The sequence below is a fragment of the Shewanella sp. FJAT-51649 genome, from assembly GCF_019457435.1.
Classification (GTDB): domain Bacteria; phylum Pseudomonadota; class Gammaproteobacteria; order Enterobacterales; family Shewanellaceae; genus Shewanella; species Shewanella mangrovisoli.
Map to the genome: position 1 here is coordinate 1,358,674 of NZ_CP080411.1, position 16,110 is coordinate 1,374,783.

The following is a 16,110-nucleotide window of genomic DNA, read 5'->3' on the forward strand; positions in this document are numbered from 1 at the left end:
CTATTTCAACTAACTATTTCTACTAACTATTTCAACTTACATTCTCACTTACGATTACACTTTAGAATATAAATAAAGGGATCTGGCCGATATTAGTACACAAAAAGGTACTGGGTATTTTGCTGTTAAGCAGCTCGCCTTGTTCCGTGTTATCTAAATTCTTTTTTACTCACAATTTGTAATATGTCCAGTTGCTCATATTACCGATAACGCTATTAACCTCCTCATATTGTTTGACTGTTAAGAAGCTAATTCACCTAAAGTGGTCTTTCATGGTACCTATGTGGCTCTATTGCTAACGTCCTCCTCTTGATTGTTACATTTGGGCTTGAAGAGTGTGTAAGACTAAAACTGGCAATACGATGTAGTAGGTTACTCCTTAATGCTCGACTCGTGTGTTAACACCCATTAGTGCGTTTGTCGTTAGTTGTTGGTCATCGGTCTCTATTTTTTTAGTAACCTCGCATCTTATTTGATAATCAGAGGGAAAACGCATAAATATTACAGCTTGGCGTTACCGAATTTATGTGGCCGTCTTAATATGACTGCCGTAATGTGACTGTCTTGATGTAACTGTCTTAATGTAACTGTTAGTGTCACTGTTTTTGAGTGTGAGTTTAGTGTGGCGGCGTACTCCTTCTTGTGGTGGTATTTAACGGTTTTAAGTTGAAATTCACATCACTTCGATTCTGCTGTCACTTAGTAAAGTGTAGTAGTTATTTAAAGGTTCACACTCTTTTTACTGACCATTAGGATGGTCTATCAAACTTTTGCTAAAAAACGTGACCTATTAAACCTTATCTACTTTATGCTCTCGAAGTGATGTGGTCTCGCACTAACATCGAGTAACTTAAGCTGCATCTTCCTCCTCGTAATCATCCTCGACATTTACAGCGTCTTCGGGATGAGTAATGGATGCGAAACGTTGTGCTTCAGGTTTATGGGTTAATCGATTGAGTTGTTTCTCTAATTTTTGACCCATGGCCGTAATGGCTGCATAAAGATTGTCGTGTTTTGCTTGAGCAAAAAGTTCTCCATTTGGGATGCCAACCGATGCTTCAATTTTGAAACCAGGTTTCTCCTCTGTGATGATGACATGGGGATTAATCAACTGCACATCGTGCCTAGAAAGTTTGTCAAAACGGCTTTCAATGCGTTCACGGATTGGGGCAGTGACTTCTAGTTGTTTGCTCGTAATCTTTAGCATATGTTGCACCTTCTATTTGTTTCCTTCGATTTCAGATTACCAATCTACACCCTTAAAAACGAGATCTAAATCACATTTTAACCCTGTTTAGTTCTGTTCGTTGGTTATTTGATCGCTTAGACAAATCTCGCGGATTCTTGGTCGAAAAGGCTTGAATTGGTTATCGGAACAGGCCATATTTGATGGGATAACTACGCAGTCTTTCCCATCATTTACCTATCTTTACTTTAAGTTTTTCATTAGATCCCGATAAAATACCTTCACTTATTTCATTGCTCAGTCGAGTGGCAGGTATTATGGAAACCGAACATATCAAAGTTAAAGTCTGGGATTTACCCACACGCTTTTTTCATTGGGGCATGGTGGCCCTCATGGCCTTACTCTGGTGGAGCGCCGAAGTGGGCGAAATGCAATGGCACCAAATCTTTGCTTATAGTTTGTTGATCTTGATAGGCTTTCGGCTTTTATGGGGCTTAATTGGCAGTGATACCGCGAGGTTTAGTCACTTCGTGCATCATCCTAAGGTGGTGTTTGAGTATTTGAAAGACGTTCGCGCAAAGGGCGTGTCAGTGGTCTTAGGGCATAATCCGATGGGCGGTTATATGGTGATTGTGTTGATTGCCATTATCAGCTTACAGCTAATCACTGGGCTGTTTGCTACCGATGATGTGTTTACTGAAGGTCCGCTTTACAGCTATGTGAGCTCTGATACCGCTTCGTTTCTCACTTGGTTACATAAGATGAATTTCAACCTGATCTTAGCCTTGAGTGCCGTGCATGTGTTGGCAGTCGTTGTACACGCGCTTAAAGGTGACAAGTTAGTTGGGGCCATGCTCAGTGGTTACAAACGTGTGCCTAAGGTTGAGCATGCCAAAGCAGAATCTGAATTGGCCTTTAAATCACATTGGCTGGCTTTAATCGTGCTGTTAATCATCGCAGGTGTGGTATTTACCTATTTGATGTGGCCCATAGTGCAAGTGCTCTAGCCAATGCTCAACATTAAAAAAGCCTGCATGTAGCAGGCTTTTTATTAGACATTACAACTCGTCATTAGTCTTTTTTGTAAACGTCGTGACAACCTTTACAGCTCTTGCCAGTGTTCATAAAGGCTTGCTTGATTTCAGCTTGGTCACCTTTTTGAGCCACAGTCGCCAAAATAGTGGCATTTTCTTGGAAGGTTTTCATCTTAGCGTCGAAGTCAGCCTTGTCTTGCCATACTTTGGCTAGCGCTTCGGTATCGCCTTTATCTGAACCTTCAATAAAGCCTTCGAAAGGAATGTGCGAAAGTGCAGCGACATTGTTGGCGCGCATCGCGAAGGTTTCAGCTTCGAAAGGTTTCTTACCTTTCATCATTGCGCCCATATCGCCAAAGTTATAAGCAATCAGGCCAAATGCAGATTGGCGATATTCAATCGCGTCCTTTGCATCTTCAAAATTGTGTGCTTGTGCAGTTGAAGCCAATAAGGTACCGGCAACGAGAGTCAGGAGTAATTTTTTCATCGTATTCTCACAAATTAGCGTCGAAGTGTGACATTGCGCTCCTATTGTACACAAATTAACTCAATGTACTAGAAGCATTTTTGTCAGTTTTTGTCTAGGTAGGAGGGATAAACGTAACAAGTTATTTGTTGGTAGAGTAAATCTGCTAAACTGCCGTTGTAATGCTTAAACAATACTTATGGGGCGATTATGCGAGCCAATTGGGACTTAGTTTTAGAGAAAATTTTGAGCCATGGAAACTATGAAGAACTCTCAGTGTTGTTCCATTTATTGCTGACAGAAGAAGAGCGCAGTGCGATCGCGGGGCGATTAAAGGTATTTCAATTATTACTCGATGGTGAGATGAGCCAGCGGCAGATCGCGGCAGAATACGAGGTCAGCATCGCCACGATTACACGCTGTTCAAACTATTTAAAGAATATGGCACCAAGCCATAGGGAAAAAATTCAACAACTGATCAAATAACGACGCTGTGGTGCCTTTGTCCGTAATAGCCTAAAACATAGGTGTGACAGGCAGCTTATGACGACGATAAAGCGTGCGCCTTACCAGAATGTAGAAGCTATAGCTTAAGAGTAATATGGCTAATAACGGGTAAAACTTTTCGGGTAAAAACTTAAAGATCGACAATGCACCGAGCAAGTATAAGAAGGGTAATAGATCGTAAATCATCTTAGGGATCCCGCCTGATTTTCTGCGTTTTACGGGGTCGGTGCGACGGTTTTGGGAGCGCATAGTGTAAATTCTTGCACCAAGCACAAAGATAACGGCTGCAGCAATCAAGGCATAATTGGGGTCGAGCAGCATAAAACTTGCGATGCCTAACGCCATATAACCATAAGGTAAAGCTTCATATACCGGTTTTGTTAACATATGCACTCCGTCGCGTGATATCTGAATAGGTTTAAAACCCTAATATTCCAGTTAAAAATGCTAAATCTCTCTAAAACTTCCGTGTTTACGGTTAGATTATAAACATTTGTTGATAAAAAAAGCACCTCCTTATGTAAGGAAGTGCTTCATTATCTTGCCCGGGTTAGTGAGCTTTAGGCGTTACGGCCTAAATTAGCCGCGGCAGCCGCAACCGCCATTGCCATCACAACCTGTTTTTGGTGTGTCGCACGCTTCATGATCGTGATCATGGTGATGATGACCATGGTCGTCACCGCCACAACAGCCACCCTCATCTTTACTTGAACCACCACAGCAACCGCCGCCGTGGTCATGATCATGGCTGTGTCCATGGCTGCCACATCCGCCGTGGGCGTGGATATGGCCATGGGCAACTTCTTCTGCCGTCGCAGCGCGAACATCGATAATTTCAATGTTGAAGCTCAGTGCTTGGCCCGCTAAAGGATGGTTGCCATCAACGATGACCACATCATCTTTGACTTCGACAACTTGTACTGGGCGTTGACCCATTTCTGTCTCGGCAATAAAGCGCATACCAGGAACGATATCTTCGATATCACCGAATGCTTCTAATGGCACAGCTTGACGCAGACCATCGTGGTAAGGACCGTAGGCTTCTTCGGCACTAATAGTCACATCCAGTGTTTCGCCCTTGGTTTTACCTTCTAATGCAGCTTCTAATCCTGGGATCAGGTTTTCTGCACCGTGCAGATAGAGCATAGGTTCGGCATCAAAAGAGTCTTCTAAAAGTCTGCCGTCTTGATCTGATAAACGGTAATGAATGGTTACCGCGCTGTGTTGGGTGATCTTCATATCGCCTCCGGTTCGGAATGTGCGCGCATAATAACGTGCTTTTTGGGCGCTGGCGATAATTTGAAGTTGCTTATGTTAGATATCGCACAGCTTTTTGTTGGCGTGATGAACGGCCATTTGGAGAGGAATTTACACTAAATTGTTGATGGTTATCGCTTGCGGTTTGTTGGCCTCGAAAGTGGATTTACATAGCTTAATCTAAAGTTATTACAACATGCTTGATATAATTGATTGAATTTAAATGTTTAAAAATAGATGTATTTGTTAAGCATTACGTTTACGTTAACAGTTTTCTATTGATGAAATCGCATTTTTACCCTAGGAAAACTTGATAATAATGAATGTTAAGAGGCGAATTTGAGGCTGTGAAAGATTTGTTTATAAATAATCCAGTTAGGGGGTTGACAAGGCTAGGTGAAAAAGGCAATTCTGTTTTACATCACATTGACATGGATTAGCCCAAAAGTATGCATAGCCTAGGTTTTGTAGTAATTACCATTATTACAACCACCACTACAACCAGAGTGGGGGCGGGCTGATACACCCTAAAGAATTTTAACGACGAGCCCGCTTCCCACAAAGAAGCGGGCTTTTTTGTTTCTAGCTTATGTTTCTTAGTCGGGCGCGGTACAGGAGATCAAGATGAAAGTTATGAAATTTGGTGGTACCTCGCTTGCAAATTGGCAGCGATTTTCAATGGCGGCGGATATCGTTGCCAAGGCGGCAAAAGCTGAGCAGGTGGCTACAGTGCTCTCTGCGCCCGCGACAGTGACAAACGCCTTGCTAGAAATGGTCGATGTGGCGGTGAAAGGGGGAGATTATTCGCCAGTCATTCAACACGTTGAGCGGGTGTTTACCTCGCTCTATCAGGATGCGGTCAGTTCTGGACTCTCGAGCAGTCAAAGCGAAGTGTTGTTCGCCGGACTGAGTGCGCAGCTTGCGCGTTGGCAGGACAGATTACGCGGTATTACACTGCTGCAGGAATGCCCTGACGGGGTGCGCGCCGAAATCGTGGTTGCGGGTGAACGTTTGTCTGCTGCTTTGATGGAGCAAGTCATGCTAGCCAAAGGCATCACTTCGGCGCAGCTGGACCCACGTGAGCTGTTTTTAGGCCGTGGTCGTCCGCTCGAATCCGTGGTGGATATTGCCGTCAGCAAACCGCGATTCAAAAATCTTGCCCTCGATGAGAAGCGGGTTTGGGTGATGCCCGGCTTTACCGCCGCCGATGAAGACGGCAAGGTCGTGACCTTAGGCCGTAACGGCTCAGATTACTCCGCTGCCGTACTGGCCGCTTGTTTAGATGCTTCAAGTTGTGAGATCTGGACCGACGTTGACGGCGTATACAACACAGATCCTCGGGTTGTCACCGATGCTAAGTTGTTGTCACAGCTCAGTTATCAAGAGGCGATGGAGCTGTCGTACTTTGGTGCTAAGGTGCTTCATCCTAAAACCATTGCGCCCATCGCCCAGTTCCATATTCCCTGTTATATCAAAAACAGCTTTAACCCCGATGCGCCCGGCACTCTGGTATCTAATCAGGCCGATGAAAGCGGTTTGCAGGTAAAAGCCATTTCTAATCTGGATAATCAAACCATGTTTGATGTTTCAGGCCCCGGCATGAAGGGCATGGTCGGCATGGCGAGCCGCACATTGGCGGCGATTTCCCGTAGCGGCGTTTCCGTGTCACTCATTACCCAGAGTTCTTGCGAATACAGCATCAGCTTTTGTGTAGCGACCAGCGATGCGGCCAAGGTGAAATCGGCGCTAGAGCAGGAGTTTGAGTTAGAAATCAAAAGTGACTTACTCGAGCCAATCGAAATGCGCCATGACTTGGCAATCGTCTCCTTGATCGGTGATGGAATGCGTACCCATAAAGGCGTGGCGGCGCGGTTCTTCCAAGCGTTAGCGCAGGCGAGTGTAAATATCATCGCGATTGCACAAGGCTCCTCCGAGCGTTCTATTTCAACGGTAATAGAACAACGTAAAACCAAACATGCGGTCGCCGCCTGTCATCAAGGCTTTTTCGATGTGCAGCAGTATTTAGATGTGTTTTTAGTGGGTTGCGGTAATGTGGGTGCAGGCTTACTCGATCAGATCAAACATCAGGCGAGCGTGTTAAAAGAGCAGCACATTAGCATTCGTGTCTGCGGCATCGTGAATTCAAGCAAGATGTTACTCGATAGTGCGGGTATCGATTTAAACAATTGGCAAAACCTGCTTGCCGACAGTCAGCAGTCAAGCGATCTTCCTGAGCTATTAGCGTGGGTGAAAGAGCAACAGTTATTAAACCCTGTGCTGGTGGATTGTACTTCAAGCGATCAAGTATCGAACCAGTATTTAGAGGTGATGAACGCGGGCATGCACGTAGTGACGCCGAATAAAAAGGCCAACACTCGTGATTATGCCTACTACCAAGCACTGCGCCAAACAGCGTTGAAACAACGTCGTCAGTTCCTGTACGAGACCAACGTTGGCGCCGGATTACCCGTTATCGACAACTTGAAAAAACTGTTATTTGCTGGCGATAAGTTGCACAAGTTTAACGGTATTTTGTCAGGCTCCTTATCCTTTATCTTCGGTAAACTCGATGAGGGTATGACGCTGTCAGAAGCGACTAAATTGGCGCGGGAAAAATGCTTTACCGAGCCCGATCCCCGTGATGATTTAAGTGGTATGGATGTGGCGCGTAAAGTGCTGATCTTAGCCCGTGAAGTGGGTTTGAAACTTGAGCTAAGCGATATCGTTGTTGACTCAGTCTTGCCTGACGATTTTGATGATTCTGGCGATGTGGAAAGTTTTATGGCGCGTTTACCTGAGGCTGATGCGGCGATTGCGGCGCGAGTGGCAGAGGCGAAAGCGCTGGGCAAAGTGCTGCGTTATGTGGGGCAGATTGAAGAGGGCGCGTGCTATGTGCGTATCACCGAAGTCGATGCCACCGATCCGCTCTACAGCGTAAAAGGTGGTGAAAATGCCCTGGCATTCTACAGCCGTTATTATCAGCCGATTCCCTTTGTGCTGCGTGGTTATGGTGCGGGTACAGAAGTGACAGCGGCTGGCGCCTTTGCCGATGTATTAAGAACCTTAAATTGGACTCGTGAGGTGAGTGTATGAGTTTGACCGTTTACGCTCCCGCTTCTATGGGTAATGTGGGTGTGGGCTTTGATTTGTTGGGCGCAGCACTTGCGCCCATCGATGGCAGTTTACTAGGCGATAGAGTCACGATTACGGCGGCGGATGCGGGAGTGAGTCTCACTCAAGTGGGAGCTTGGGCGCATAAGCTACCCAGCAATCCCGAGGAGAATATCGTCCATCAATGTGCGGTATTTTTCTTAAAAGCCCTTGGAAAAGCAAACCAAGGCGTGGCATTAACCCTAGAAAAAAACTTGCCCGTCGGCAGTGGCTTAGGCTCGAGCGCCAGCTCTGTGGTTGCAGCTCTTTACGCGCTTAACGAGCATTTTGAGCGTCCATACGATAAGCAAGCACTACTCGAACTCATGGGGGAGTTTGAGGGCAAGATCAGCGGTAGTGTGCATTACGACAACGTCGCGCCCTGTTATTTGGGCGGCATGCAGCTGATGCTCAATGTGCCTGGCGCTATCTGTGAGCCGATCCCCAGTTTTAATCAATGGTATTGGGTGGTGGCGTATCCTGGGATTTCACTCTCAACGGCCATGATGCGTAAACTCATGCCAGAACAATACGATAAGTCCGTGGTCATCGATTTTGGGCGTTATTTAAGTGCCTTTGTACACGCCTCTTATCAGCAAAACGCCAAGCTTGCGATTCAAGTCTTGAAGGATGTGTTGGCCGAACCTTACCGCGCGGCGGCGATACCGGGTTATGACAATGCCAGAGTGGCGCTCGCCGAATTAGGCATGTTAACCACTGGCATCTCGGGCAGTGGGCCAACGCTGTTTTCGGTGACTGACGATCTCGCGACCGCTAACGCCGCTAAGGCGTGGTTAGAGGCTCATTATCTGACCGAAGCGGGGGGCTTTGCCCATGTGTGCCGCCTCGATGAGCAAGGTACGCGCCGAGTCGATTAATTTTTCTTATTTTTAAAAGCATTAAGCCCAAGCCTAAAGGCTTGGCACTGATAAGGTCGAGTGAGCATGGAACTATATAATTTAAAACACCCTTCGCAGAAAGTAAGCTTTAAAGAAGCGGTGCAATTAGGACTCGGTAAAGACAGAGGGCTGTTTTTTCCTACTCAAATCCCCGTGTTGCATGATATTGAGGCGCTGCTGGCTATGCCTTTTGTTGAGCGCAGTAAAAAAGTGCTCGGCGCTTGGCTCGCCTCAGAGCTTGGGCAAGACGCGGTAGATAAACTGGTCGAGCGCGCCTTTAATTTCGATTTGCCCTTGGTGGCTGTCGATGAGCAGCGCTCGTGCCTCGAGCTTTTCCACGGACCGACCTTAGCATTCAAGGATTTTGGCGCGCGCTTTATGGCGCAATGCATCAATGCTTTTGCCCAAGACTCGCGCTTAACCATTTTAACCGCGACCTCGGGTGACACTGGGGCAGCTGTGGCCGATGCCTTTTACGGCCTAGATAAAGTCAATGTCGTGGTGCTCTATCCTAAGGGTAAAATCAGTGAGCTACAGGAAAAGATGTTCACGACTTTAGGCAACAATATCCACACAGTGGCGGTGGCGTCCGATTTCGATGCTTGCCAGCACTTAGTCAAACAGGCTTTTGAAGATAGCGATGTACGTGATGGCTTGCATTTAAACTCGGCCAACTCAATCAACATCAGTCGCTTACTGGCACAGATTTGTTATTACTTCGAAGCGGTCGCCCAATCGAAGCAGCGTCATGAAGCCGATCCTGTGATTGCCGTGCCCAGTGGTAATTTTGGTAATCTCACCGCGGGATTATTTGCCAAAGCCATGGGCTTACCGGTTAAACGTTTTATTGCCGCCACCAACGCCAATGACACTGTGCCGCGTTATTTAGAGACTGGCGATTGGCAACCTAATCCCACTCAAGCGACTATGTCCAATGCGATGGATGTGAGCGAGCCAAGTAACTGGCCGCGCGTCGAGGCCATTTGCGAGAAACTCGGTTGGCCATTGGCGGACCTAGTGGGGATTCGTTTATCCGAGGCGCAAACTTCGGAGGCGCTGGCGGAGTTGCATGCCAAAGGTTATGTGTCCGAGCCCCATGCGGCGATTGCAGCCAGAGCGTTAACACTTAACTTAGTGCCTGATGAAGTGGGGATATTTTTAGGCACGGCGCATCCTGCCAAGTTTAAGGACGTCGTAGATAGAGAGCTTAACCTCGATTTACCTCTGCCAGCAGAGCTTAAAGCGGTGGAGCATAAACCCATACTCTCGGCTGAATTAGCCGCCGATTTTGCTCAGTTAAAGTCACATTTATTTGCGGTATTAAGCTGAGCGGGTTAATCGCCACTAAACCACAGGTAAAAGGGAGTCGATTGACTCCCTTTTTTACAAGTGTAAATGAGGCTCGAGAGAATTAATCAAAGCTTATCATCCACAGTGATTATCAAACCTTTATATAACCATATGAAATCAAATTAATATTTGTAACTTTGTGTATTGGATGTCGTTAAAGGGATGTGAGTTGCTTCACAATTAAGTTGAATCGAATTCGTTATGTTCGCCCGCCTATTTAGGATGTAACAATTGGATAAACTGTTTTGTTTAAATGTGCCTTATCAGGGATTTGCCTTATCTTTTTTCTCTCAAGTTGCGCCTTAGAACCCCCTCAATTACCACGGCGCATTAACGAAGCCTATGATTTTGAAGTGACTCACTGTGACAGTTTTGCTTTAGTCACAGGTGTGAGCCGTCATGCCAATAACCTTGCCGAGGCAAAGCAATCCGCTGCGTTGCAAGGAGAAGAGTTAGGAGGTACTCATATCGTGTGGTTGCAAACCGATATGGGCGAACCAACCAAAGTGGTGGCGATAGTCTATAAATGCCTGCTTTAAACCGGATGCCTTGAGCGTTGACTATCTAGTGGGAGTTCAAGCCCGTGGCATCCTCGGTTGATGCAGACTAAGCTTAGGAAGGCGATGGGAACGCCACGGGTGCTAACGGTAAACTCCTGCGTTAGACATTCTACATAAGGACGAGAACAACCGATTATGGGGCGACTATTGTGCCTAGGTTCGTTTTTCAGCTTAGTCATATCCTGTTGTTATGTATTTTTATTTTCCCCGCTTTAGGTGCTCCATCTGAGGCCGTAGCGCCCGTTTGTGTAAATCCCCTCAGAGTTGGTTATAACGATTGGCCGCCCTATGCTTGGCAAGATCCGCAGGGTGAAGCGCAGGGGTTAGATGTGGAGCTGCTTCGTGCCTTTGCCGAACACTTAGGTTGCGAGGTCACTTTTATCAATGTACCGGCGAAGCGCTCACATCAAATGCTGAAAAGTGGCTCCTTAGACATGATGATGGGCGCCACTAAAACCGCTGAGCGTGAAGAATATGCCTTATTTTCAGCCGCCTACCGTGATGAAACCGTGCGTTTATTTGTGCTGGATGAGAACAAAGACAAGATTCGGTTAACCCAATGGCAGGACATTTTTAGCCAGAAACTGCGCTTGTTAGTGCCCATCAGTGGTTGGTATGGGGTGGATTATGAACAGACCCGGCAGCGATTGGAGCAAGAGCACCTGTTGATACTCAGTCCCGATGCCGATAAATCGGTGCAAATGCTTACCTATGGCCGCGCGGATGTGATTATCGGTGATGCCATGGCCATGCCTTATATCGCCAGTCAGCATCAAGGGGTGAGGTTATCACCGCTAAAGCCCGTGTTGGACCGCAACCAAATTCACTTAATGCTCAGCAAGCAAACCCTTTCATCATCGCAATTAAAGCAATTTAATGCTGCTATCAAGGCGTTACGTGCCAACGGTGAAATTGCTCGAATTGTGTATAAGTGGCAGCAAATTTCATTAGCGCAGCAAACGAAAACCAGCCATCAGTTTAATTCGCTCTCCGCGCAATATGCCGACTTACTCACCTTCAATTGAAGCGGACAAATACCTTTCAGATTATCGGTATAGCAAATGGTAAGCCTATGACACATTTGCTAAAACTTCTGTTACCTTCAGTTACTGCTCTCTCTATCAATTTCTGCTAGCTTGTGGGATTACTTTGCCAGACTTTGGGTCATCATTCGTCAATCACGCCCACTAGAAAGTCCATTGCTAACAATAACAATAGGATAGAGATTACACATGAAACTTCGTCATTCTGTTGCCTGCTGCATGCTCGCCCTTGGCACTTTGTCCGCAGCCCACGTCATCGCTCAACCCGCCAGCAATCAAGGTTATTACCGTGCGCCAGCATTGCATGACCAGACCTTAGTCTTTACGGCCGAAGGCGATCTTTGGACTCAAACGCTCGGGCAAAAGGCGGCGACGCGCCTGACCACTTTACCCGCCGAAGAGTTAGGTGCGGCCATCTCCGCCGATGGTAAATGGGTGGCCTATGTCGCCAATTATGAGGGCGCGAGTGAGGTTTATGTCATTCCTGTTGCGGGTGGTGTGGCCAAACGAGTGAGTTTCGAAAACAGCCGAGTGCGCGTGCAAGGCTGGACCGCAAAGGGCGAAGTGCTTTATTCCACCGACAGTGGCTTTGGCCCTGCGAACAATTGGATGTTGCGACTGGTTAACCCTGAGACCTTGGCGACGACCGACTTACCACTCGCTGATGCGGTGGAAGGGGTAGTCGATGCCAATAATCAATATGTGTACTTTACCCGTTTTGGCCTGCAGGTCACCGGCGATAACGCTAAGGTTTATCGCGGCGGCGCTAAGGGTGAGTTATGGCGCTTTAAACTCGGCGGCAAAGACGAGGCGCAGTTGCTCAGTGGTCAGCATCAAGGTTCGGTGCGTCAGCCTATGCTATGGCAAGACAGACTCTACTTTATCAGCGACAGCGATGGTAACGACAATCTCTGGTCCATGGCTCTGGATGGCAGTGATGCAAAACAGTTGACCCAATATAAAGATTGGCAGGTGCGCGGCGCGCGCATGGACCAAGGCAAAGTCGTGTTCCAGCAGGGCGCCGATATTCATGTTTTTGATATCGCCGCTGCCAAAGACTCATTATTAGATATTGAATTAACATCCGATTTTGCCCAACGCCGCGAGCATTGGGTAAAAGATCCTATGGATTATGCGACCTCAGCGAACCTTGCGCTTGCGGGCGATAAAGTGGTGATCACTGCCCGCAGCCATGTGGCGATTGCGGGAATTGATGGTTCACGTTTAGTGCAAGTGGCACTGCCTGGTACCTATCGCGTGCGCAATGCGATTATGAGTCAGGATGGTAAATCGGTTTATGCCATCAGCGACATGAGTGGCCAACAGGAAATTTGGCAATTCCCTGCCGATGGTAGCAGCGGCGCGAAGCAACTCACCAAAGATGGCCATACCTTAAGAATGACGCTGAGTCTGTCTAACGATGGTCGTTACCTTGCCCACGACGATAACGATGGCAATGTGTGGTTGCTGGATCTGAAGAAAAACTCCAATCAAAAAATCATCAGCAACGGTGAGGGACTCGGCCCCTATGCTGATATTCGCTGGTCGGCAGACAGTCGTTTTATCGCGTTAACTAAATCCGAAATCGGCAAGCAAAGGCCACAAATCGTGCTGTATTCAGTGGACGAAAATAAGGCTCAAACGCTCACTAGCGACAAGTATGAGTCCTATTCGCCGACCTTTAGCTGCGATGGCCAGTGGCTATATTTCCTCTCCAATCGCCAGTTTACTGCAACACCAAGCTCACCTTGGGGCGACCGCAATATGGGGCCAGTGTTTGATAAACGCAGCCAGATTTTTGCGATTGCCTTAGTGAAGAATGCCAAGTTCCCCTTCAGCAAACCCACAGAGCTGACGGCTAAGACGGCGGAAAAGGCAGACTCTAAGGATAAACCTACGCCGGTCAAAATTGATTGGGCGGGAATTGGCGAGCGTTTATGGCAAGTACCTGTCGATTCAGGTAATTACAGCCAGCTAACTGCCATTGATGGTCGTCTCTATGTGCTCGACCAAGCCATTGGCGATGACACTGAGCCTAGCTTGATGACGATTAAGTTTAGCGAGCAGCGCCCTAAAGCCGAAGTGTTTGCCGAAGATGTGGCGAACTACAGTGTGTCTGCCGATGGTCGCAAGTTGTTGCTGCGTAAAAAAAGCAATGAAAAGTCGCTGCTGATCGTCGATGCGGGCGACAAGTTAGGCGATACCGAAAATGCCAAGGTGCAAACGGATCAGTGGCAATTAGCGATTTCCCCCACCCTAGAATGGCAACAAATGTTTGAAGATGCCTGGTTAATGCACAGGGACTCCTTCTTCGATAAGAAGATGCGCGGTCTCGATTGGCAGGCGACCAAGGCCAAGTACCAACCGCTACTTGACCGTTTGACCGACCGTAACGAGTTAAACGATATCTTTATGCAGATGATGGGTGAGCTAGACTCGTTGCACTCGCAAGTGCGGGGCGGCGATTTGCCAAAAGACCCAGACGCGGCTAAAGGCGCGAGTTTAGGCGCGCGGTTACAGCAAACTAATGATGGGGTAAAAATTGCCCATATCTATCGTAATGATCCCGAGTTGCCAAGCCAGGCATCGCCCTTAAGCCGTATCGAAGTCGATGCGAAAGAAGGCGATATGTTACTCGCCATCAATGGTACCCCTGTGAGCAATGTGGCCGATGTGACTCGTTTATTGCGTAATCAGCAGGATAAACAGGTTCTGCTTGAGCTTAAACGCGGCAGCCAAAACCATAAAACCGTGGTGGTGCCTGTTAGTACTCAGGTCGATAGCCAATTACGTTACTTAGATTGGGTTAACCACAACGCGGGCGTCGTGACTGAGGCGAGTAAGGGCAAGATTGGTTACCTGCACTTATACGCCATGGGCGGCGGCGATATTGAGAGTTTTGCCCGTGAGTTTTACACCAATTATGACAAGGACGGTTTGATTATCGACGTGCGTCGTAACCGCGGCGGCAATATTGATAGTTGGATCATCGAAAAACTGTTACGCCGCGCTTGGGCCTTCTGGCAGCCAACCCATGGCACGCCTAACACCAATATGCAGCAAACCTTCCGCGGCCATTTAGTGGTGTTAACCGACGAGCTAACGTACTCAGATGGTGAAACCTTCTCGGCGGGGATTAAGGCGCTGGGCATTGCTCCGCTGATTGGTAAGCAAACTGCGGGCGCGGGCGTGTGGTTATCGGGTCGTAATTCACTCACCGATAAAGGCATGGCGCGGGTCGCCGAATATCCGCAGTATGCGATGGATGGCCGCTGGGTGCTCGAAGGACATGGGGTGACACCGGATATCGAGGTGGATAACTTACCCTTTGCGACCTTTAACGGCCACGATGCGCAGCTCGAAACCGCCATCAGCTATCTTAAGGATGAGTTGATTAAGCAGCCTATCCCCGCATTGAAGGCGCAGCCTATGCCGGCGAAAAGAATGGCAGAAGACATAAAAGCTAAGTAATTGGCTTAAAAAATAGAAATTTAACTAAGGTTTAAGTTAGCCAAGTTAAGCTGGCTTGGTTCAATGTTAGGGTGTTGTCTTGTGGTTCCCGAGACAACACCTTTTTTTATGCCCATTCATTAATGCTTTCGCTAGCATCAACATAGGCTTGCAGGGTGTTGACCTGTTGTTGATTCGCCATTTGCCCCACAGTAGCAGCCCTAGCCGAATCGTTGTGACTCAAATAGTAAGCCGTGGGAGCCGAAATCCCATCGTTCGTTCCCATCGCGATATTGACCATGTCCGATGCGACCTGATACTTCATTTTGGTCGCTTGAATATGGGCGTATTGCTCAACACCCGCCTTCACTTTGCTTAAGTCTGGCGCATGAGGTTGTGGGATCTGGTCCACCTGCGACAGTTGTTTCGCTTCATTAGACAGGGTCACAGTGCTGGCGCTGACGGGTGTTGCTGATGTCGTACTCGTCGCGGCTGTTGTCGCTGGCTGCTGATAGGGTGCTGCGGTATTACGATAGGCTTGGATCTGCATGGCTAACCTCGAGTGTGAGCGTGCGATATGGCACTATCATACGGTAACTGAGCTTGAGCTAAGCTGAACAAGGTGGGGGAATGGATTATCGGGAGAGGGCAAGTTTATCGTGATAAACTTGCCCAAAATCGTTAAAACTTAATTTGAATGTCTGTCGCTAACGTATTGGCGATAAAGCAGTTTGCGTGTGCTTTCTCGTGAATTTTCTCAAGAGTTTCAGCTGACACCTCAACACCTTCGGCAAATACGACCTTAGGATTTAAAATCATTTTGGTGACGGCAAGCCTACCTTCGTCATTTTTACCCAGCTCAGCGGATGCCTCATCGATATAGGATAATACTGGGAGGCGTTTGAGGTGCGCGATGGCGAGGAAGGTCAGCATATGGCATGAAGATAGCGCCGCGAGCAGGCTTTCTTCTGGATTCACCAAGTGTTCATTCCCCTTGTATTCGGGGGCAGAAGACGCCTGAATAGTTTGACCGCTGCCAAACGTAATGCTGTGGTCACGGCAGAATTCGCCTTCTTCGGCTGGAGAGGTTTGCCAATTCACCGTTAAGTTAAAGCCCATGTTTTTCTCCTCATAGCAGGACATCAGGGCACTATAGCTTAGCTAAAAAGACTTCTCCAGCATGGGGCGCACAGTTTAGTGCGCCACCT

Annotated in this window: 14 protein-coding genes; 8 read left to right on the forward strand and 6 right to left on the reverse strand. The window is 47.6% G+C overall.

Going from position 1 to position 16,110, the window contains the following annotated elements:
• Positions 1 to 850: 850 nt before the first annotated feature.
• The gene (gene hpf / locus K0H59_RS06125; RefSeq protein ID WP_011716231.1) at positions 851 to 1,207 is read right to left on the reverse strand and encodes a ribosome hibernation-promoting factor, HPF/YfiA family; all 357 of its coding nucleotides are present in this window, start codon (positions 1,205 to 1,207) and stop codon (positions 851 to 853) included.
• A gap of 296 nt (positions 1,208 to 1,503) precedes the next feature.
• Between hpf and K0H59_RS06130 the strand changes: the two genes are divergently transcribed.
• Positions 1,504 to 2,193 (forward strand): cytochrome b/b6 domain-containing protein, encoded by a 690-nt coding sequence (locus K0H59_RS06130; protein ID WP_220054965.1) that lies wholly within the window; start codon positions 1,504 to 1,506, stop codon positions 2,191 to 2,193.
• A gap of 64 nt (positions 2,194 to 2,257) precedes the next feature.
• Here K0H59_RS06130 and K0H59_RS06135 read toward each other — a convergent pair whose 3' ends face one another.
• Positions 2,258 to 2,707 carry a cytochrome c gene (locus K0H59_RS06135; RefSeq protein ID WP_220054966.1) on the reverse strand — a complete coding sequence of 150 codons (450 nt, stop codon included), beginning with the start codon at positions 2,705 to 2,707 and terminating at the stop codon, positions 2,258 to 2,260.
• A gap of 189 nt (positions 2,708 to 2,896) precedes the next feature.
• Between K0H59_RS06135 and trpR the strand changes: the two genes are divergently transcribed.
• Positions 2,897 to 3,172, forward strand: a complete 276-nt coding sequence (gene trpR / locus K0H59_RS06140) for a trp operon repressor (RefSeq protein WP_011621923.1) — start codon at positions 2,897 to 2,899, stop codon at positions 3,170 to 3,172.
• Between the two features lie 30 nt (positions 3,173 to 3,202).
• On the opposite strand, the gene K0H59_RS06145 is transcribed toward trpR, so the two are convergent.
• Complete coding sequence (locus tag K0H59_RS06145) at positions 3,203 to 3,580, reverse strand: hypothetical protein (protein ID WP_220054967.1); 378 nt, start codon at positions 3,578 to 3,580, stop codon at positions 3,203 to 3,205.
• Positions 3,581 to 3,772: 192 nt separating this feature from the next.
• Entirely contained in the window at positions 3,773 to 4,432 is a 660-nt protein-coding gene (gene slyD, locus K0H59_RS06150) for a peptidylprolyl isomerase (protein ID WP_220054968.1), read from the reverse strand.
• 642 nt (positions 4,433 to 5,074) lie between these two features.
• Between slyD and thrA the strand changes: the two genes are divergently transcribed.
• The 6 genes from thrA to K0H59_RS06180 all read left to right on the forward strand — a co-directional run bounded on the left by thrA (position 5,075) and on the right by K0H59_RS06180 (position 14,923).
• Positions 5,075 to 7,543: a bifunctional aspartate kinase/homoserine dehydrogenase I gene (gene thrA / locus K0H59_RS06155; RefSeq protein ID WP_220054969.1), complete on the forward strand. Its 2,469-nt coding sequence runs from the start codon at positions 5,075 to 5,077 to the stop codon at positions 7,541 to 7,543.
• Positions 7,540 to 8,478 (forward strand): homoserine kinase, encoded by a 939-nt coding sequence (gene thrB, locus K0H59_RS06160; RefSeq protein WP_220054970.1) that lies wholly within the window; start codon positions 7,540 to 7,542, stop codon positions 8,476 to 8,478. The genes thrA and thrB overlap by 4 nt, the downstream gene beginning before the upstream one ends.
• Positions 8,479 to 8,544: 66 nt before the next feature.
• A complete protein-coding gene (thrC, locus tag K0H59_RS06165; RefSeq protein ID WP_220054971.1) occupies positions 8,545 to 9,828 on the forward strand; it encodes a threonine synthase in 1,284 nt (427 codons plus the stop codon).
• A gap of 290 nt (positions 9,829 to 10,118) precedes the next feature.
• A complete protein-coding gene (locus K0H59_RS06170) occupies positions 10,119 to 10,388 on the forward strand; it encodes a hypothetical protein (RefSeq protein ID WP_041412956.1) in 270 nt (89 codons plus the stop codon).
• A 167-nt stretch (positions 10,389 to 10,555) separates the two neighbouring features.
• A complete protein-coding gene (locus tag K0H59_RS06175; protein ID WP_220055563.1) occupies positions 10,556 to 11,434 on the forward strand; it encodes an ABC transporter substrate-binding protein in 879 nt (292 codons plus the stop codon).
• 207 nt (positions 11,435 to 11,641) lie between these two features.
• Positions 11,642 to 14,923 (forward strand): S41 family peptidase, encoded by a 3,282-nt coding sequence (locus tag K0H59_RS06180; RefSeq protein ID WP_220054972.1) that lies wholly within the window; start codon positions 11,642 to 11,644, stop codon positions 14,921 to 14,923.
• 106 nt (positions 14,924 to 15,029) lie between these two features.
• Here K0H59_RS06180 and K0H59_RS06185 read toward each other — a convergent pair whose 3' ends face one another.
• Positions 15,030 to 15,452 carry a hypothetical protein gene (locus K0H59_RS06185; protein WP_220054973.1) on the reverse strand — a complete coding sequence of 141 codons (423 nt, stop codon included), beginning with the start codon at positions 15,450 to 15,452 and terminating at the stop codon, positions 15,030 to 15,032.
• A 131-nt stretch (positions 15,453 to 15,583) separates the two neighbouring features.
• Positions 15,584 to 16,021, reverse strand: coding sequence for an OsmC family protein (locus K0H59_RS06190; RefSeq protein ID WP_220054974.1), 438 nt, complete (start codon positions 16,019 to 16,021; stop codon positions 15,584 to 15,586).
• Positions 16,022 to 16,110: the final 89 nt, after the last annotated feature.